Here is an 18,315-nt window from a genome sequence, read left to right as displayed (position 1 = left end):
CGGTGCGGTACTTCTCGGACATCCGCCTCGGAACATCCAGCCGCTACCGGTCCCAGCACATCACATTACGCACGCACTCCGTCACCGTTCGTCGCGAATTGGCGGGAGAGGACCCAGGAGGCCGGGCGTCTGCGTCCCCTTGGCGCCTGCCGGCCGCTTGTCGGCGCCCTCTGTCGGCGCCCGCCTCCGCGTCCTGCCGTCCGTCTGCCGTCCGTGCCGCGTCTCAGACGAGGCGGACGGGCTTCTCCGGGCGGACGCCCAGGGCCGAGAGCCACTCCCGCAGCGGCTCGGGGTCGCCGTCCTCGACGAGGCACAGCACGCGGGGGGCCAGATCGCTGCGGCGGTCACCGCCGACCAGGAGGACCGGGCCGTCGAGCCAGTCCATGCCGGGGGCGGCGCCGGCGGAGTCCACGGCGGCGCAGCACACCATCGCCGTCACATGGTCCGCCAGCAGGTCCCGGCCGCTGCGCGGCGGCTGGAGGGGGAACAGCGGCACGGCGTCCGCGCCGCGCGCCTTCCCGGCGCTGCCCGCGGCCCGCTCCTCGCGGGCCAGCTCGGCGCTGAGCCGGCCGGCGAGGGCCTCGCCGAGGCCGCCCTCTCCCGCGGCGTTCGCCAGGCAGCCCAGCACCCGCTCCAATGTCGGTCCGGTGAAGGCGTCCCCGGCGGCGGGAGCGGTGTCGGAGGCCTCGATCGTGGCGGGACCGGCCGCGCCGGACGGGCCGGAAGCAGCGGGCGAGCCGGCGGCGGCAGCAGCGGCGCCGGCGGCGGATGTCGGGGCGGGGGTCATGGAGGCGGCAGGAGCGCTGCCGGCCGGGCTCGCGGCACCCGCGGACGCGGGTGAGCCGGGGGAGCCGGCCGGGCCGGTGAGGGCGTCCAGGGCCGCGTGCAGGCGGGCCGCCTCCGTACGCCACTTTCGGTCCACGACCTCCTCCGGATACGCGGCCCAGTCCACCGGCGACCAGTCGGGTCCGGCTTCGGCCGGGCCGCCGTGGAAGAGCCGGGCGGCCAGCAGGGAGGTCGCCTCGTCGATCGCGCCGGGCTGCTCCAGCAGGTCACAGGCGGGCCGCTCGCCGAGGCGCGAGGTGAAGCCCTCGGCCAGCCGGTCCCGCCGCGACAGCTCGGTCAGCGCCGAGACCACCCCGGCGTCCAGGTGCGCCGGCCATCGGCCCATCCGCCAAGCGGGCAGCGCCACCCGGGTCAGCAACCGGTCCCAGCCCGCGTAGGCGAGGCCGACCTGCTCCTGGGCGACGATCCGCAGCCCGTAGTCCACATCCTGGGCGCGGTCCGACGCGGCGGCGGCGACCCCGCGCTCCATCTCGGCCGCGTCCGTCCGGCACAGTCTCAGCAGCAGCCGGGCGGGGGCGGCGATCCAGCCGAGGCCGCGGCGACCGCCCACGTCCACGGCCGCGTCCAAGCCCCGTACGAAGCCGCGTGCGTCGGCTATGTCCGGATGCGCGGAGGGACCCGTACCGGCGACGACCGGCGCGAGGACCGCCCGCAGCTCGGCGACCCGCATCCACCACAGGAACGGCGAACCGATCACCAGCACGGGGGCCGCACCCGGCGCCGACTGGGGGCCGCCGGCTATGCCGCCCCGGCGGTGGGCCGCGTGGGTGCGGTCCTCCAGCCAGCTGTCGCAGTCCGGCGTCAGGGCTATGGCGGAGGGCGGCGGCACGCCCATCCGGTCGGCCAGGTCCCGCACCAGCCGGTACAGGTCGGGCGCGGCGGCCTCCGCCAGCGGCACCGTCGGCGTCACCGCCGGGCCCGCCCGCAGCACCACGGCGGCGAAGACCCCGCCGAGGAGCAGCACCAGCGCCGCGACCGCGCACACCGCGAGGGTGACGGCGCCCCAGGGCCCGCCGGTCAGCCGGCCCGTCGCCCGGGCGGTCACCAGCACCACGGCGACTGCGGCGGGCAGCAGCACGACGGCCAGGGCCCGGCTGCGCACGCGCAGCACGGCCAGAGCGCGGGACCGCGCGGACGGAACGCCCGCTTCCATGGTCGAACCGAATCCGGACACGGCCGGTCTCACCCCCTCTGCCCTGCGGCTGCGTTGCTCACTCCCCCACTGTGACACCCGCCACTGACATCGCAAGGTCGGTGGGCCAAGTGCCGGAATGCTTGCGCCGCACCCTAGTTGGGGCACGCCCGGCCGTCAGGCAGACAAGCTGACGATCACCCGATGGAATGGCTTTGGGTAAAGGTGGATGCGTTCGAAGAAGGCCGGATGCAGTCGCACGCGGACACGCCCGCGGGCCCGGGCGCAGGGAGTGCGCACCGGGCCCGCGGGCTGCGGAGCCGTTGCTCAGCCGAGGCCGGCCGCCTTCGCGGCGATGTCCGTACGGTGCTGCGAGCCGTCCAGCCGGATGCGCGCCACCGCCGTATACGCCTTCTCGCGAGCCTGCGCCAGATCGGAACCGGTCGCCGTCACCGACAGCACGCGACCGCCCGCGCTGACGACGGCGCCGCCCTCGCGCCGGGTCCCGGCGTGCAGCACGTACGCGTCGGGCGCGTCCTGGGCGGCCACGTCGGCCAGGCCCTCGATCGGGTCACCGGTGCGCGGGGTGCCGGGGTAGTTGTGCGAGGCGATGACGACCGTGACGGCCGCGTCCTCGCGCCAGACCAGCGGGGGCTCGTCGGCCAGGGTGCCGTTGGCGGCGTTCAGCAGCACGCGCGCGAGCGGGGTGCGCAGACGGGCCAGGACCACCTGGGTCTCGGGGTCGCCGAACCGGGCGTTGAACTCGATGACCCGGGTGCCGCGGCTGGTGATCGCGAGGCCCGCGTAGAGCAGCCCCGAGAAGGGGGTGCCGCGGCGGCGCAGCTCGTCGACGGTCGGCTGGAGGACCAGCTCCATGACCTCGTCGACCAGCTTGGGGTCGGCCCAGGGCAGCGGGGAGTACGCGCCCATGCCTCCGGTGTTGGGCCCCTGGTCGCCGTCCAGGGCGCGCTTGAAGTCCTGCGCGGGCTGGAGCGGGACCACGGTCACGCCGTCGGTGATGGCGAAGAGGGAGACCTCGGGGCCGTCGAGGTACTCCTCGATGACCACCCGGTCGCAGGCGAGCGCGTGGGCGCGGGCCGCGGCGAGGTCCTCGGTGACCACGACGCCCTTGCCCGCGGCCAGACCGTCGTCCTTGACGACGTAGGGGGCGCCGAAGGCGTCGAGGGCCGCGTCCACCTCCTCCGGGGTGGTGCAGACGTAGCTGCGCGCGGTCGGGACGCCGGCCGCCGCCATCACGTCCTTGGCGAAGGCCTTGGAGCCTTCGAGCTGCGCGGCCTCGGCGGACGGGCCGAAGACGGGGATGCCGGCGGCGCGCACGGCGTCGGCGACTCCGGCGACCAGCGGGGCCTCCGGGCCGACGACGACCAGGTCGGCGCCGATGTCGGCCGCGAGTGCGGCGACGGCTTCGCCGTCGAGGGCGTCGACCGGGCGGAGCTCGGCCACCTCGGCGATGCCGGCGTTGCCGGGAGCGCAGTACAGCGCGGAGACGTCGGGGTCGAGGGACAGAGAGCGGCACAGGGCATGTTCGCGGGCGCCGCCGCCGATGACGAGGACCTTCACGCTGCTCAGCCTAGCCCGGACGCCGGGCCCGGCTTCGTGCGGCCACCCAACTACGACGGGCTACTCATTCGTGTATTCCTCCACAACGGTGGCTCCGAGCTCGCGCACGATCAGGTCGTGACCGGTCAGTGCGCTCTCGACCAGGTCGGGGTCGTCGTCCTCCGCGAAGTCGTCCTCGGGGGCGACCGGCGCGGGCGCCTGCTGCACGGGAGGCGGCGGGGCGGAGGCCGACTGCTGGGACTGCTGGGGCGGCTGCGGCCGCTGGGACGGCTGCTGCGGCGCGGCCGGAGCCTGCGGGGCCGGGGACGTGGCCTGCTGCTGCGGGGGCGGCGGGGTGTGGGCCGGGGCGGGTGCGGAGGGCGCCCCGTACGACGACGGTCCCGGGCCGGCGGCCGGGGAGCCGCCTCCCACGACGGCGTCGATCTTCCAGTTGACCTGGAACTGCTCGGCCAGGACCGCCTTCAGCACGTCCTCGCTGCCGCTGCTGGCGAAGTTGTCGCGGGCTCCGGCGTTGGGGAAGCCCAGCTGCAGGGTGGTTCCGTCGAATCCGGTGACCTGGGCGTTCTGGCTGAGCAGGATCCAGGTGAAGCGACGGCGGTTCTTGACCGCCTCCAGGACCGTCGGCCACATGGCCTGGACCTGTCCGGCTCCGGCAGCCATGGCGGGGGAAGGCGCGGGGGCCGCGGCGGACGGCGCGGCGGCGGGGGCCGGCGTGGCCGGCACGTGTGCCGGAGCAGGCGCGCCCTGGCCGGGGGCCGCGGCGCTGGGCCACGCTCCGGGGGCGGGGGCCGCGGCGGCCGGCCGGGCGGCCGGGGCCCCGCTGCCGGGCTGCGCCGCCCCGGGCCACGCTCCGGGCACGGAGGGGGCCTGAGCGGGTGCGGCGGCGGCCGGCGCGGCTGCGGGCGGCTGCGCGGGGGCCGCCGGAGAAGCCACGGGAGCGTCAGGGGCGGCAGAAGCCACGGGAGGCCGTACCGGCTCCGCAGCGGCGGCCGGCGCGACCGGTCCCGCCGTCGAGGCCGGGGTGCGCGACACGGCGGCGGCCCGCGCGGCGGCGGGCCCCCCGCCCGGACCGGCGGGCGCCATGGCGTGCGCCTCCGGACCCGGCACGTAGCCCATCGCGGGAGCCACGGCCCGGGGCGCGGCGAGGGCGGCGGCCCCGCTGCGCTCCAGCCGGTCGAGCCGTGCCTGGAGGGACCGCTCGTCGTCGAAGGCGGCGGGGAGCAGGACGCGGGCGCAGATCAGCTCCAGCTGGAGCCGCGGCGAGGTCGCACCCCGCATCTCGGTGAGGCCGGCGTTGACCAGGTCGGCGGCGCGCGAGAGCTCGGCGGCGCCGAAGACCGACGCCTGCGCCTGCATCCGCTCGACGACATCGGCGGGGGCGTCGATCAGCCCCTTCTCCCCGGCATCGGGCACGGCTGCGAGGATGACCAGGTCGCGCAGCCGCTCCAGCAGGTCGGCGACGAAGCGGCGCGGGTCGTTGCCGCCCTCCACGACCCGGTCGACGACCTCGAACGCGGCCGCGCCGTCCCCGGAGGCGAAGGCGTCGACGACGGAGTCGAGCAGCGAGCCGTCGGTGTACCCGAGCAAGGAGGTGGCCATGGCATACGTCACACCCTCCTCGCCCGCGCCGGCCAGGAGCTGGTCCATGACGGACATCGAGTCACGCACGGATCCGGCGCCGGCGCGCACGACGAGCGGCAGCACACCGTCCTCGACCCGGGCGCCCTCGCGGCCGCAGACCTCGCCCAGGTATTCGCGCAGGGTGCCGGGCGGGACGAGGCGGAAGGGGTAGTGGTGCGTGCGGGACCGGATGGTCCCGATTACCTTCTCCGGCTCGGTGGTGGCGAAGATGAACTTGAGGTGCTCCGGCGGCTCCTCGACCACCTTCAGCAGGGCGTTGAAGCCCGCCGAGGTGACCATGTGGGCCTCGTCGATGATGTAGATCTTGTAGCGGCTGGAGGCCGGTCCGAAGAAGGCCTTCTCGCGCAGGTCGCGGGCGTCGTCCACACCGCCGTGCGAGGCGGCGTCGATCTCGATGACGTCGATGGAGCCCGGCCCGTTCCTGGCGAGGTCCCTGCAGGACTGGCACTCGCCGCACGGGGTCGGAGTGGGACCCTGCTCACAGTTCAGGCACCGGGCGAGGATGCGCGCGCTGGTGGTCTTTCCACACCCGCGCGGTCCGCTGAACAGGTACGCGTGATTGACCCGGTTGTTGCGCAGGGCCTGCATCAGGGGGGCAGTGACATGCTCCTGACTGATGACCTCGGCGAACGACTCGGGGCGGTAGCGGCGGTACAGCGCAAGGGACGACACGTCTACGAGGTTATCCGGGCCCACCGACAACAGCGGCCCGCCGAGGCCACCGGCCCCCACCACGGGCCCCGGAACACAGGCCCGGGAACGCAAAGGGCCCCCCACGCACCCGCCAGAGCCCACTTACCCTTGCTGCCTTCCGGCCCTGGGGGAGTTGGGTGAGATAGCGCCACGTGAGGGGCTGGGCCCCACCCTAGCGGATCCGCACCCCTGGAATCGACCCCGCCCCCACCCCCGACCCCCGGCCGGCTCCCGCCGGACGATCACGTTCGCGAGCACCCCTCCACGTCTTGTATTGTTTGCGGCGGAGGATTCGCCTAGAGGCCTAGGGCGCACGCTTGGAAAGCGTGTTGGGGGCAACCCCTCACGAGTTCGAATCTCGTATCCTCCGCCAGTGCCTCACCGGGCACTTGAAGACCCCGACCGGGAAACCGGCCGGGGTCTTCTGCGTTTGCCCGGTCCGCCCGACAAGACCGTCCCCTTCGGTACGGACACCGAGGAGATCGTCGCCGGGTACGCGAAGCAGCTGACGTACACGGACGTCCGCCGGCTCGGCCAAGCCATGCAGTGGTACGGCCCGGAGGCCGGTAAATAACGTGCGTCCGGCGGTCTCGGTCCTGGTCTCCTTCGCCCCCGTCCAGAGCTGTTGGGACGTGGCACAGCTGGGCGTGGCCGCAGGTCAGGACGTCCACGGTCCCCGCCGGACCCCCATACGAACAAGTGGGAAGCGTTCAGCCGAAGGTGGGCATCTCACCGACCGTCGTGGACATGTCGATCACCGCGAAGGCGGCGCCCTGCGGGTCGGAGACCGCCGCGAAGCGGCCGAACGGGCTGTCCATCGGGCCGAAGTGCAGCTTCCCGCCGTGCTTCTGCGTCTTCGACACGGCCTCGTCGCAGTCCGGGACGCCGAAGTAGACCTGGATGTACGGGGGCACCTCCGGCGGGAAGTCGTCGTCCATCTTCATCCGGCCGAGCACCGGGCGCCCCGGAGCGCCGACGCTGAAGACCTTGAAGTCCATGTCCATCGGCTCCGGGTCGTCACCCGGCTCCATCTGCGCCGCGGCGTAGGGGAAGACCTTCGTCAGGAACGCGTCGGGCTTGTCCGGCTCCCGGGTGAAGACCTCCGCCCAGGCGTAGGAACCCGCTTCGCCCATCTTCTCGAAGCCCTTGTGCTCGCCCGGCTGCCAGACGCCGAAGACGGCGCCGCTCGGCTCCTTCGCGATCAACATCGTGCCGAAGGCGCCGACCTGCATCGGGCCCATCAGGACCTCGCCGCCGTTCGCGGTCACCTTCCCGGCGGTGGCCGCCGCGTCGGGCGAGGCGAAGTACAGGCACCACTGCGAGGGGGCGTCGACCCCCGGCATCGGCGGTACGACGGCCGCGACGGCCTTGCCGTCGGAGTAGGCCTGCGTGTAGTTGCCGTACTCGGTGCTGGACTCGCCGAAGGTCCAGCCCAGCACGTCACCGTAGAAGGTCTTGGCGCCCTCCACGTCCCGGAACATCGCGTCCACCCAGCACGGCGCGCCCTCGGGGTACTCCTGCATGATCGATCGACTCCTCGGATCGTTCGCGGCTGTCGTCGTACTCACGCTAGGCGCGCGGTGTGCCGACCGCGCGGGGAGCGCGCCCGCGCGGGACGCTGGAGCCATGGACAAGGACATCACCATCCGCCTGGCCCAGCAGCCCGAGGCCGACGCGCTCCTCGGCCGCAGCCCGCTCGCCGCGCTCGTCGGCATGCTGCTGGACCAGCAGGTGCCGATGGAGTGGGCGTTCTCGGGCCCGTGGACGATCGCCCGGCGGCTGGACTCCGACGATCTGGACGCGCACACCATCGCCGCCTACGACCCGGAGGCCTTCGCCGCCCTGCTCTCCGAGAAGCCGGCCGTGCACCGGTACCCGGGCTCGATGGCGACGCGGATCCAGCAGCTGTGCGCGTACCTGGTGGAGCACTACGACGGGAACGCCGAGGCCGTCTGGGCCGACGCCACGACGGGCCGGGAGCTGCTGGGGAGGCTCAAGGCGCTGCCGGGCTTCGGCGAGCAGAAGGCGCAGATCTTCCTCGCCCTGCTGGGCAAGCGGTTCGGGGTGCGGCCCACGGGCTGGCGGGAGGCGGCGGGCGGCTACGGCCAGGCGAACGTCTACCGCTCGGCGGCCGACATCACCGGGCCGGAGTCGCTGGCCAAGGTGCGTGCGCACAAGCAGGAGATGAAGGCCGCCGCCAAGGCGGCGAAGGCCGCCGGAGGCGCCTGAGCCGTGGGCCCTCCGGGCCTCCTCCCGACCGCCTCCCCGGCAGGCGGTGCCCGCCGGATTGACCGGGAGTACGGGGCCGCGATTGACCCGTGCCGCCGGTCGATCGGCCTCCTAGATTGGTCGGCATGACACAGATCGCGACCCGCGCCGCCACTGCCGAGACCGTCCAGGACGCCCCCGGCAGCCTCATCACCCTGCTGGCCGACACCGCCGAACTCACCTGCAACACGGCGACCTTCGAGGAGGGCGCGGCAGGCGCCCCGGTGCACTTCCACACCCGCGCGACCGAGTTCTTCCACGTCACCGCCGGACGCCTCGACGTCCTGGTCGGCGACGAGATCCAGACCCTGGGCGCCGGGGACTTCCTCGCGATCCCGCCGGGCGTGAAGCACGCCTTCGCGCCCGCCGCCGGCCACCCGGCGAGCGTCTTCGTCGGCTTCACCCCCGGCATGGGCCGCTTCGACTACTACCGCCTCCTCGGCCGGGTCAACGCGGGCGAGGCCACCGTGCAGGACATCAAGGACAGCTCGGCGGCCTACGACAACCACTACGCCGAAAGCCCCGCCTGGAGCGGCCGCCGCCGCAGCGCGGAGCCGTAGACGACGTCCGCGTCGAGGCGGCGCAGTTCCTCCGCGAGCAGTTCCGCGCCGCTGCGGACCTTCAGCGCCACCCTGCGGTCGGGGCTGCCCGGCAGGATCAGGGTGGCCAGCGCCCCGGCGGGCCGGTCCACCCGGATCTCGCCGCCCGAGGTGTGCAGCACCACCCCGGTGATGACCGGGCCGTCGGTCGCGACCCGGTCCACCGGGACGCCGAGCCGGTCCTCCAGCCAGCGGGCCAGCAGCTCGGCGCTCGCGTTGTCCGGCTCGCTCTCCACCGCCGCGCCGGTCACCGGCAGCGGCTTCTGGTCCAGGGCGGCGGCCAGCAGGGCCCGCCACGGCGTCAGCCGGGTCCAGGCGAGGTCGGTGTCGCCGGGCTGGTATCCGGCGGCCCGCTCGGCCAGCACGCCGACCGGGTCGACGGCGGCCGCCGCGTCCGTGATCCGGCGCTGCGCGAGCGCGCCGAGCGGGTCCCCCGCCAGGTCGGCGGGGGCGTCGGCCGGCCACCACGCCACCACCGGCGCGTCCGGCACCAGCAGTGGCAGGACGACCGAGCCGGCCTGCTCGGTGAGCGCGCCGTGCAGCCGCAGCAGGACGAGTTCGCCGGCCCCGGCGTCCGATCCGACGCGCAGCTCGGCGTCGACCCGGCTCGCGCGCAGCTTGTGCGGGCCGCGCGAGACCCGCTTGATGACCGCGATGATGCGGCAGGGATGCTCGCGCGAGGCCTCGGAGGCCGCGCGTACGGCGTCGTAGGCGTTCTCCTCGTCGGTGACGACGACGAGCGTCAGCACCAGCCCCATGGTGGGGCTGCCTATCGCCCGGCGTGCTGCGAGCAGGGCCCGGTTGACCTTGCTGGACGTGGTGTCGGTGAGTTCGGTCCGCATGGGGCGAGTCTGTCACCGGGTCATCTGCGCCGGCGCGCCGTGCCGAAGAGGGACCGCGAGATCTCGCGGCCCAGCTGGGTGCCGACCGACCGGGCCAGCGAGCGGAACAGGCCGCTCCCCACGACCTGCTCGGCCAGTGAGGGGTCCGCCTTCGGGGCGCCGCGGCCGCTCCGGCGCGCAGCCGCCTTCTCCGGGGCCGTGTCCCGCTCCGCCGCCCTCGCCCGCTTCTCGGCCTCGGCCGCCTCCGCGGCGGCCTCCGCCTGGGCCTCCGCGGCGGCCTGCTCGGCGCTGATCCGCTCGTACGCGGACTCGCGGTCGACCGGCTCCGCGTAGCGGGGCCACAGCACGGAGGACTTCACGGCCTGCTCCAGGTCGGCGGCAGGGACGGGGCCCATCAGCGACTGCGGGGCGCGCAGCCGGGTCGCGGCGACCGGCGTGGGGGCGCCGTTCTCGCTGAGCACGGTGACGACCGCCTCTCCGGTCCCCAGGGCGGTGAGCAGCTCCTCCAGGTCGTAGGCGGAGCGCGGGAAGGTCCTCACGGCCGCCTTCAGGGCCTTGGCGTCGTCGGGGGTGAAGGCGCGCAGGGCGTGCTGCACCCGGTTGCCGAGCTGGGCGAGCACGTCGGCCGGCACGTCCTTCGGGGTCTGCGTCACGAAGAAGACACCGACGCCCTTGGAGCGGATCAGCCGGACGGTGCGGGTGACCGCCTGGAGGAAGGCCTTCGAGGCCCCGCCGAAGAGCAGGTGGGCCTCGTCGAAGAAGAACACGAGCTTGGGCTTCTCCAGGTCGCCGACCTCCGGCAGGCCGTTGTAGAGGTCGGCCAGCAGCCACATCAGGAAGGTGGAGAAGAGCTGCGGCTTGTCCTGGACCGCCGGCAGTTCCAGTACGGAGACCACCCCGCGGCCGTCGGCGGCCGTACGCAGGAGCTCGCTCGTGTCGAATTCGGGCTCGCCGAAGAACTGTGCGGCCCCCTGCGCCTCGAAGGCGGTCAGCGCCCGCAGGATCACCCCGGCGGTCGCCGTGGACAGGCCGCCGATGCCCTTCAGCTCCGGCCTGCCCCGGTCGGAGACGAGGAAGGCGACGACTGCGCGCAGGTCCTTGAGGTCGACCAGCTCCAGGCCCTTGGCGTCGGCGTAGTGGAAGATCAGGCCGAGGGACTGCTCCTGCGTCTGGTTGAGCTGGAGCACCTTCGACATCAGCACCGGCCCGAAGGCGGTGACGGTCGAGCGGACCGGGATGCCGGGGCCGATCCCGCCCAGCGAGTAGAACTCGCCCGGGCAGGCGGCGGGCTCCCACTGCTGGGCCACGTCCCGGGCCCGCTCGCCGATGCGTTCGCCGGGCGTACCGGGGGCCGTGATCCCGGAGAGGTCGCCCTTGATGTCCGCGAGGAAGACGGGGACGCCGTTCGCGGACAGCTGCTCGGCGATGAGCTGGAGCGTCTTGGTCTTGCCGGTGCCGGTGGCCCCAGCGACCAGCCCGTGCCGGTTCAGCATCGCCAGCGGGACGCAGATCTGGTGGCCGGGCAGGCACGCGCCGTCCCAGAGGAGGGCTCCCAGCTCGAGCGCCGGTCCGGTGAAGGCGTACCCGGCGGCGATCTGCGCGGCCGGGTCCGTCCGGTCCGCCGCGGCGGCTGCGTCGGTGCTCTCGCTCATGGATCACTCCCCATATGGCACTGTTCACCACCTTTGCACCACCCGTGCGAGGCTGCGCCCGCAGGCACGGGCCCGGTAGGCTTTCCGTGTGATCTTCAAGCGCATCGGAAGCGGGCGGCCGTACCCCGACCACGGCAGGGAAACCACCCGGCAGTGGGCGGACGTCGCGCCGCGCCCGGTCCGGCTCGACCAGCTCGTGACGACCAAGGGCCAGCTGGACCTCGAAACGCTGCTCGCCGAGGACTCGACCTTCTACGGCGACCTCTTCGCCCATGTCGTGAAGTGGCAGGGCGACCTCTACCTGGAGGACGGGCTGCACCGCGCCGTGCGCGCGGCCCTGCAGCAGCGCCAGGTGCTGCACGCCCGCGTCCTCGAGATGGACTGACGCTTCGCGTAGATTGCGCCTTTCGGGTCACCCTTGACCTATCAGCAGATCATTTAGTAGGCATCGCCACCGGGTCGCACTACGCTGCGCCCATGAGCATGCTCACTCCCCCCGGCATGGGCGGAAAGTACCGTGTCACGGGGACCGCCTATCCCCGCATGAGCCGTAAGCGGAGCCGACGTCGGATCGTCCTCGCCGTGCTGGGCTCGGTCCTCGCGCTTGCCCTGGTCGGCTACGGGGCACTGCAGCTCATCGACGTGTTCCGGGGCGACAGCCCCAAGCGGAACACGGCTGCCGGTGCCAAGGACTGCCCCACGAAATCACCCGAGGCCGCCGCCAAGGGAGGCGCCCCCGCGGCCGCCGCCGCGGCGTCCGCCACAGCCGAGCCGGCCGTCGTACTCCCCCAGCCCGGCGAGATCACGGTCAACGTGTACAACGCCACCCCGCGCGCCGGCCTGGCGAAGGCCGTCGGCGACGAACTCGCCAAACGCGGCTTCGTCATCGGCAGCGTCGGCAACGCCCCGGCCGACTTCGACAAGAAGGTCCCCGGTACCGGGATACTGCTGGGCTCCCCGACGACCGACAAGGCCGTCTACGCCGTGCTCGGCACCCAGCTCGCCGGCACCACCCAGCAGACCGACGCCCGCGAGACCGCGGACGTGGACCTGATCCTGGGCGACGCCTTCAAGGAGCTCAGCACGAAGGAGGACGCGGACAAGGCGCTGGCCCTGCTGGCCAACCCCGTGCCCGCGCCCGCCAAGAACTGCTGAGCCCCCGCGGACGGCGGCCCCTCCGGGCCGCCGAACCGCCCGGAAGCTACTCCGCCGAGCCGTACATCCGGTCGCCCGCGTCACCGAGGCCCGGCACGATGTAGCCGTGCTCGTTGAGCCGCTCGTCCACCGCGGCCGTCACGACCGTCACCGGGGTGCCCGCCAGGTCGCGCTCCATGACCTCGACGCCCTCCGGCGCGGCCAGCAGCACCACGGCGGTGACGTCGTCGGCGCCGCGCTTGATCAGCTCCTGGATCGCCGCGACGAGCGTGCCGCCGGTGGCGAGCATCGGGTCCACGACGTAGACCTGCCGCCCGGAGAGGTCCTCCGGCATGCGGGTCGCGTACGTGGAGGCCTCCAGGGTCTCCTCGTTGCGGACCATGCCCATGAAGCCCACCTCGGCGGTCGGCAGCAGCCGCACCATGCCGTCGAGCATGCCGAGGCCGGCCCGCAGGATCGGGACGATCAGCGGCCGGGGGGCCGAGAGCTTCACGCCGGTGGTCGGGGCCACCGGGGTCTCGATGTCGGCCTGCTCGGTGCGCACGTCACGGGTGGCCTCGTACGCGAGCAGGGTCACCAGCTCGTCCGCGAGGCGCCGGAAGGTGGCGGAATCGGTGCGCTTGTCGCGCAGGGTGGTGAGTTTGTGCGCCACCAAGGGGTGATCGACGACCTGCAAACGCACAACATCCTCCAAAACTCAGCCTGCGACCAGCAAAAACGGCCGCCCGACGCGACCTGCACCCAAAAGGCTACGCGCTGGCACGGCCCCTTCGCGTCCGAAGGGGCGCCCACGCCCCCGCTGGCCTGCGGATGCGGCCCGCGGGGACGCCCAGCACGCTGGACTGATGAGCCACGCACCGGTGATCGCAGCCGTCGACGGGTCCGAGCACAGCCTCAAGGCCCTCCAGTGGGCGCGCGGCGCCGCGCTGCGGCACGGGACGGGTCTGCTCGTCGCCCATGTCCTGCCGGACCACGCCCAGTTGTACGCGGGCCGCCGGGCGGCGCTGGCCGACGCCTCCGAGCCGGAGGCGTACCCCGACCCGGTGCACCACTGGGTCCGCAGCGTCCTCGGCACGCACCCCCTGCTGCCGGAGGGGGTCCGGTACGAGTCGCTGGAGGGCTCCGTCCCCGAGGCGCTGCGGGTGATCGGATCGGGGGCCCTGATGCTCGTGATGGGCTCGCGGGGCCGCGGCGGCTTCGCCAGCCTGCTGCTCGGATCCAGCAGCAGGGCGGTGGCATCGACCGCGCCGTGCCCGGTGGTGGTGGTCCCGCACGCCGACCGCGACGCCGGGGAGGGCGGTGCCGAGCAGTCCGCCGGCCGCGTGGTGCTCGGCCTGCACGCCGCCGAGACCCCGGACGACGTGCTGTCCTTCGCCTTCGCGGAGGCGGCCGTGCGGGGGACCACCGTCCAGGTGGTCTCCGCGTACGCCGTCCCGCCCGCACCGGCCCTGGTGATCGACCGGCCCTTCGAGGTGATCCCGCCGGAGGGCCTCGCCGACGAGGGGGACGGCGTACCGGCGGAACGGGAGATGCTGCGCTCCCAGACGCAGCGCCTGGAGCCGCTGCGGGCGCGCTACCCGGACGTCCCGGTGGAGCAGGCCGCGGTGCCCGGGGACCCGGCGGGGCGACTGGTCGACGCCTCCCGGTCGGCCGCCCTGGTCGTGGTCGGCCGCCACCACCCGCGGCGCACCGCGATGTCGCTGCAGATCGGCTCGGTGGCGCATGCCGTCCTGCACCACGCGCACGGCCCGGTGGCGATCGTGCCGACCCTCAGGGACGACGTCTGACCTGCACGGGGGTGGCATCAAACGCACGGTCCGGGGGAAGGTGGGTGCAGGGGGAAACGACCGACCAGCCCAGGGTGGTGGCCGATGCCCGACACGCAGCCGAGCGACGACACTCCGGAGACGGCGGCGCAGCGCCGAGCACGCCGCGCACAGTTCCTGCGCGACCTGATGGAGGCCCGCGCCCTGCGCGATCGCGTACAGCCCCGCCGCGCCCGCGCGGCCCGCATGCGCCAGCAGATGCGCATGCGCACCTTCCGCTGGTGAGGCGGGCGTCGGGCGCGGTGGGAAGCGGTCGCGACGGGGTGCTGAACCGGGTGTGTCCCGGCGCGACACGAGCGGCGCGCCGGGCAACCGGAGCGACTCCCGCCGGGCCGGAACGCCCCGGCGCCGCAACCCCGCATCGGCCCCGACGGGGCACGGCACGGCACGACGCAAGCGCGGAAGACCTCTCGCAAAGCCGCTGTTTCTGCCACGATGCCGATTGGGCGGGGCAGGACGGCGAGCAGCACGGCCGCTTTGTCCCGACCTCCGGCCGGGGGGACCTCCAACCGGCACGCCTACGACCAGTGGGAGAGTCACGGTGTATTTCGCCGCACTGCTCGCGCGCACCGAAGACGGGTGGGAAGCGAGCGACATGGAACTCGACGACGTCGAGTCCCTCAGTGATCTGATCGATCTCGCCCGTTCCGCCGCTGTCGACGAGGACACGGTGGTCGCCCTCATCGAGCAGGAGGACGCCTGGTTCGGCGTCGTCCGCGTGGACGGCGAGGAGGACCCGCGGTATTTCGTCTCGAACGCCGCCGCGGCCGCCCGCAGCTCCTACGGCTCGATGCTGACCACAGAGCTGCTGGGCAGCGACGAGGAGGACGACGAACTCGACGAGCTGGACCTGGACGGCACCGAGGACGGCGAGGAGGATGCCGTCGCCGCCTTCACGGACGAGGACGCCGACGAGGACGGTGAGCGCGGTATCGGCTCCGAACCGGTACCGGCCGGTCCGCTCGGCGATCCGCGGCTCCTGGACGACCTCGGCGTGACCCACAAGCAACTGATGACCCTGGACGGGGACGCCCTCTCGGAGATCGCCGAGTCCCTCGGGGCCACCGAGGTCCTGGAGGCCGTCCGCTAGTGCTCGCCACCGACACCGCCGATCCCGCCGACCCCGTGCGGGACCCGTGGCGGGACTCCATGCGCCTGGCGCTCCAGGAGGCCGCCCGGGCGGTGCCGGCCGGCGACGTGCCGGTCGGCGCCGTCGTGCTGGGCCCGGACGGGGACGTCCTCGCCACCGGCTACAACGAACGGGAGGCGAGCGGCGATCCCACGGCGCACGCCGAGGTGCTGGCCCTGCGCAGGGCCGCCGCCCGGACGGGCCAGTGGCGGCTCCCGGGATGCACCCTCGTGGTCACCCTGGAGCCGTGCGTGATGTGCGCCGGCGCGCTCGTGCAGTCGCGCGTCGCCCGGGTCGTGTACGGCGCGGACGACGAGAAGGCGGGCGCCGCCGGGTCGCTGTGGGACCTCGTACGGGACCGCAGGCTCAACCACCGGCCGGAGGTGGTGCGCGGCGTGCTGGGCGACGAGTGCGCACGGCAGCTGACGGACTTCTTCCGCGAGCTGTGACGCCCGGCAGCGGGCCCGCGGTGGGCCCGCGACGGAGCTCGCCCCCACCGATTTCAGCGGATGGGGTTCCTTAGGCTAGGATCCATCTCGGTAGTGTGTCCGAGTGGCCGAAGGAGCTCGCCTCGAAAGCGAGTATGGGGCAACCCATCGGGGGTTCAAATCCCTCCACTACCGCTCCGATCGAGAGCCCCGCCCCGCAAGGGACGGGGCTCTCGGCGTATTCCGGCGTGTTTCCGGCGCACTCCGGCCTGTTCGGCTCTCCGGAGGACAGCGGCGTGACCGCCTGCCCCGTCGGCCGTTGTCACGGCATGACCAAGACCCAGCGCATCCTCGCCGCCTTCGCCCTCGCGGGGGCCGCCGCGGGCCTCGCCGCACCCGCCGCCCAGGCGGACACGGCCCCGATCTCCCCGCTCACCCTCCCGGACGTTCCGATCCCCGCGCCCGGCCTGCCCGCGGGGGCGCAGCCCGCCTCCGTCCAGGAAGTCGTGGGGAAGGTCGGCGACGGCGCCAACGGGCTCAACGCGCTGATGGACCTGCCCAACCAGCTCGCGCCCGTCATCGCACCCGTTCAGCCCCTCACCGACCTGGCCGGCGCCATCCAATGACCCCTGCCGCGCGGCGGAACGCGCAGAAGGCCCCGACCGGGATCGGGACCTTCGACGCGTAGGACGGGGGAAGCGGCACGGGGGACACGCCGCTTCCCCCGACGAGGACGGGCCTGCCGCTCCGGGTCGCCGTCAGGGGAGAGCTCGCGTCCCGGACCCCGCAGTGCGGCCCTGTCCCTCACCCACCGGTTTCCTGCCAGAACCGGTGGGCTCACCTCCATCCTGTGCCCGCCGTGGGCGCCGGCCGCCCGGCAAAGGACCCGGACCACCGGGCCGTTGGTCCCTAAAGGACAGGTGAGTGCCCCCACGTGACCGGTTAGACTCACCCGACTTGCAAGGACCGGTTGGGGGAGGCCGCCCGCACGTGGACACCAAGAAGCTCATCACGGGTGCCCTCACCGTATTCGCCCTCTTCGTGATCATCACCCAGCCGAAGCGAGCCGCCGAGATCGTGGAAATAGGGTTCCAGGGGATATCGGATGCCGCCTCCGGCATCGGCGAGTTCATAACCGAACTGGTGCGCTGACCCGTACGCCGAAGCGGTTCCCGGACTTCCGGCCTCCCATCGACGGGTGGGGGGCTTTTTGCATACCCACAGCCGGGCATAATGCCCGGATATGCCCAACTTGCCCTCAACACGGCGATATACGGTGCTTGCGCACAGTGCACATCTCTTGTGATGCTATGACCGCTTTTGACGGATGAGTTGACTGAAGGGGTGGCGTGACCGTGCCGGCCAGTACTGCGCCTCAAGTGCCACCCCAGCAGGATCCCCAGGTACCACCCCAGCAGGAGCCGCGGACGGGAGCCCGGCGGGCGCACTCTTCCGGAGGGACCCAGCCGCCCGAGGAGCCCCCGACAGCCACGGCAGCCGCAGGGGCCGCGACAGCCACGGCGGCCCCTGCGGCCCAAGCGGTGCAGGGAGCCCAGGGAGTGCAGGCGTCCCAGGCGGTTCCGGTAGCCCCGGTGGCCCCGAGACCGGCCGGCCGGGGTGCGGACACCCGTGCCCTCACCCAGGTCCTGTTCGGGCAGCTGAAGGGCCTCCAGCCCGGCACCAGCGAGCACGCGCGGGTGCGCGGGGCCCTGATCGAGGCCAACCTCCCCCTGGTCCGGTACGCGGCCGCCCGCTTCCGCAGCCGCAACGAGCCGATGGAGGACGTCGTCCAGGTCGGCACGATCGGCCTGATCAACGCCATCGACCGGTTCGACCCGGACCGCGGTGTGCAGTTCCCGACCTTCGCGATGCCGACCGTCGTGGGTGAGATCAAGCGCTACTTCCGCGACAACGTCCGTACCGTGCACGTCCCGCGCCGCCTCCACGAGCTGTGGGTGCAGGTCAACGCCGCCACCGAGGACCTCACCACGCTCCACGGACGCACCCCCACCACCGCCGAGATCGCCGAGCGGCTGCGCATCACCGAGGACGAGGTGCTGTCCTGCATCGAGGCCGGGCGCAGCTACCACGCCACCTCATTGGAGGCCGCCCAGGAGGGCGACGGCATGCCCGGGCTGCTGGACCGCCTCGGCTACGAGGATCCGGAGCTGGCCGGGGTCGAGCACCGCGACCTGGTCCGCCATCTCCTCGTACAACTGCCCGAACGCGAACAGCGGATCCTGCTCCTGCGGTACTACAACAACCTGACGCAGTCGCAGATCAGTGCGGAACTGGGGGTGTCGCAGATGCACGTCTCCCGGTTGCTGGCACGCAGCTTCGCCCGACTGAGATCCGCAAACAGGATCGAGGCGTAACCGGAACGGGTGGAGATCATTCACGCGTTTCCCGACAGAACGGGCTGATCACGTTCTGCCCCTTTCTGTCACCGGGGATATATGTCGACTTGGCGCTACAGCGTGTTGCCGACATGTGACATTCTGCTTGAACCGCGTTTGCCGCGGC

At 73.3% G+C, this 18,315-nt stretch carries 19 protein-coding genes, 2 tRNA genes and 1 other RNA gene; 14 read left to right on the top strand and 8 right to left on the bottom strand.

What is annotated here, in order from left to right; translation table 11 throughout:
• Nucleotides 1–223: 223 nt before the first annotated feature.
• The 4 genes from IF89_RS0107130 to ffs form a co-directional block, all read right to left on the bottom strand.
• On the bottom strand, nucleotides 224–1,999 hold the full coding sequence (locus IF89_RS0107130) for a hypothetical protein (protein WP_043193258.1): 1,776 nt from the start codon (nucleotides 1,997–1,999) through the stop codon (nucleotides 224–226).
• Nucleotides 2,000–2,305: 306 nt separating this feature from the next.
• On the bottom strand, nucleotides 2,306–3,559 hold the full coding sequence (gene purD / locus IF89_RS0107125) for a phosphoribosylamine--glycine ligase (RefSeq protein WP_030762827.1): 1,254 nt from the start codon (nucleotides 3,557–3,559) through the stop codon (nucleotides 2,306–2,308).
• Between the two features lie 60 nt (nucleotides 3,560–3,619).
• Nucleotides 3,620–5,872, bottom strand: a complete 2,253-nt coding sequence (locus IF89_RS0107120; protein WP_030762824.1) for a DNA polymerase III subunit gamma and tau — start codon at nucleotides 5,870–5,872, stop codon at nucleotides 3,620–3,622.
• Nucleotides 5,873–5,962: 90 nt separating this feature from the next.
• An RNA gene (gene ffs / locus IF89_RS41445) (signal recognition particle sRNA small type) lies at nucleotides 5,963–6,057 on the bottom strand.
• A 121-nt stretch (nucleotides 6,058–6,178) separates the two neighbouring features.
• On the opposite strand from ffs, the gene IF89_RS0107115 reads away from it, so the two are divergent.
• A tRNA-Ser gene (locus IF89_RS0107115) sits at nucleotides 6,179–6,266 on the top strand.
• A 57-nt stretch (nucleotides 6,267–6,323) separates the two neighbouring features.
• Entirely contained in the window at nucleotides 6,324–6,467 is a 144-nt protein-coding gene (locus IF89_RS45865; RefSeq protein ID WP_158717820.1) for a hypothetical protein, read from the top strand.
• A 136-nt stretch (nucleotides 6,468–6,603) separates the two neighbouring features.
• Here the strand turns inward: IF89_RS45865 and IF89_RS0107105 are convergent, their stop codons facing one another.
• A complete protein-coding gene (locus IF89_RS0107105) occupies nucleotides 6,604–7,416 on the bottom strand; it encodes a VOC family protein (protein WP_030762821.1) in 813 nt (270 codons plus the stop codon).
• Nucleotides 7,417–7,519: 103 nt separating this feature from the next.
• Between IF89_RS0107105 and IF89_RS0107100 the strand changes: the two genes are divergently transcribed.
• Together IF89_RS0107100 and IF89_RS0107095 are read left to right on the top strand one after the other, a co-directional pair.
• The gene (locus IF89_RS0107100; protein WP_030762818.1) at nucleotides 7,520–8,122 is read left to right on the top strand and encodes an HhH-GPD-type base excision DNA repair protein; all 603 of its coding nucleotides are present in this window, start codon (nucleotides 7,520–7,522) and stop codon (nucleotides 8,120–8,122) included.
• Nucleotides 8,123–8,247: 125 nt separating this feature from the next.
• On the top strand, nucleotides 8,248–8,721 hold the full coding sequence (locus IF89_RS0107095; protein ID WP_030762815.1) for a cupin domain-containing protein: 474 nt from the start codon (nucleotides 8,248–8,250) through the stop codon (nucleotides 8,719–8,721).
• Here the strand turns inward: IF89_RS0107095 and opcA are convergent.
• Both opcA and IF89_RS0107085 read right to left on the bottom strand, forming a co-directional pair.
• Entirely contained in the window at nucleotides 8,670–9,602 is a 933-nt protein-coding gene (opcA, locus tag IF89_RS0107090) for a glucose-6-phosphate dehydrogenase assembly protein OpcA (protein ID WP_030762811.1), read from the bottom strand. The genes IF89_RS0107095 and opcA overlap by 52 nt on opposite strands.
• A 20-nt stretch (nucleotides 9,603–9,622) precedes the next feature.
• Nucleotides 9,623–11,254: a helicase HerA-like domain-containing protein gene (locus IF89_RS0107085; protein ID WP_030762809.1), complete on the bottom strand. Its 1,632-nt coding sequence runs from the start codon at nucleotides 11,252–11,254 to the stop codon at nucleotides 9,623–9,625.
• Between the two features lie 88 nt (nucleotides 11,255–11,342).
• Here IF89_RS0107085 and IF89_RS0107080 point away from each other — a divergent pair, with 88 nt between their 5' ends.
• Nucleotides 11,343–11,639 carry a type II toxin-antitoxin system VapB family antitoxin gene (locus IF89_RS0107080; protein ID WP_008740979.1) on the top strand — a complete coding sequence of 99 codons (297 nt, stop codon included), beginning with the start codon at nucleotides 11,343–11,345 and terminating at the stop codon, nucleotides 11,637–11,639.
• A gap of 92 nt (nucleotides 11,640–11,731) precedes the next feature.
• Nucleotides 11,732–12,409, top strand: a complete 678-nt coding sequence (locus IF89_RS0107075) for a LytR C-terminal domain-containing protein (protein WP_043193196.1) — start codon at nucleotides 11,732–11,734, stop codon at nucleotides 12,407–12,409.
• Between the two features lie 46 nt (nucleotides 12,410–12,455).
• On the opposite strand, the gene upp is transcribed toward IF89_RS0107075, so the two are convergent.
• A complete protein-coding gene (gene upp, locus IF89_RS0107070) occupies nucleotides 12,456–13,091 on the bottom strand; it encodes a uracil phosphoribosyltransferase (protein ID WP_030647077.1) in 636 nt (211 codons plus the stop codon).
• A gap of 163 nt (nucleotides 13,092–13,254) precedes the next feature.
• Here upp and IF89_RS0107065 point away from each other — a divergent pair, with 163 nt between their 5' ends.
• The 8 genes from IF89_RS0107065 to IF89_RS0107030 all read left to right on the top strand — a co-directional run bounded on the left by IF89_RS0107065 (nucleotide 13,255) and on the right by IF89_RS0107030 (nucleotide 18,167).
• Nucleotides 13,255–14,196, top strand: a complete 942-nt coding sequence (locus tag IF89_RS0107065; RefSeq protein ID WP_030762804.1) for a universal stress protein — start codon at nucleotides 13,255–13,257, stop codon at nucleotides 14,194–14,196.
• Nucleotides 14,197–14,280: 84 nt separating this feature from the next.
• A complete protein-coding gene (locus tag IF89_RS0107060; protein ID WP_030647083.1) occupies nucleotides 14,281–14,460 on the top strand; it encodes a hypothetical protein in 180 nt (59 codons plus the stop codon).
• A gap of 316 nt (nucleotides 14,461–14,776) precedes the next feature.
• A complete protein-coding gene (locus IF89_RS0107055; protein WP_030762802.1) occupies nucleotides 14,777–15,325 on the top strand; it encodes a hypothetical protein in 549 nt (182 codons plus the stop codon).
• Between the two features lie 59 nt (nucleotides 15,326–15,384).
• The gene (gene tadA, locus IF89_RS0107050; protein ID WP_051806864.1) at nucleotides 15,385–15,813 is read left to right on the top strand and encodes a tRNA adenosine(34) deaminase TadA; all 429 of its coding nucleotides are present in this window, start codon (nucleotides 15,385–15,387) and stop codon (nucleotides 15,811–15,813) included.
• 89 nt (nucleotides 15,814–15,902) lie between these two features.
• Nucleotides 15,903–15,987, top strand: a tRNA-Ser gene (locus IF89_RS0107045).
• Between the two features lie 134 nt (nucleotides 15,988–16,121).
• Complete coding sequence (locus IF89_RS0107040) at nucleotides 16,122–16,418, top strand: hypothetical protein (RefSeq protein WP_158717819.1); 297 nt, start codon at nucleotides 16,122–16,124, stop codon at nucleotides 16,416–16,418.
• A 364-nt stretch (nucleotides 16,419–16,782) separates the two neighbouring features.
• Nucleotides 16,783–16,944: a hypothetical protein gene (locus tag IF89_RS46910; RefSeq protein ID WP_167344740.1), complete on the top strand. Its 162-nt coding sequence runs from the start codon at nucleotides 16,783–16,785 to the stop codon at nucleotides 16,942–16,944.
• Between the two features lie 203 nt (nucleotides 16,945–17,147).
• A complete protein-coding gene (locus tag IF89_RS0107030; protein WP_078628146.1) occupies nucleotides 17,148–18,167 on the top strand; it encodes an RNA polymerase sigma factor SigF in 1,020 nt (339 codons plus the stop codon).
• Nucleotides 18,168–18,315: the final 148 nt, after the last annotated feature.

Source organism: Streptomyces sp. NRRL F-2664 (assembly GCF_000719345.1).
Taxonomy (GTDB): domain Bacteria; phylum Actinomycetota; class Actinomycetes; order Streptomycetales; family Streptomycetaceae; genus Streptomyces.
This window is presented reverse-complemented; position numbering and strand designations above follow the sequence as displayed.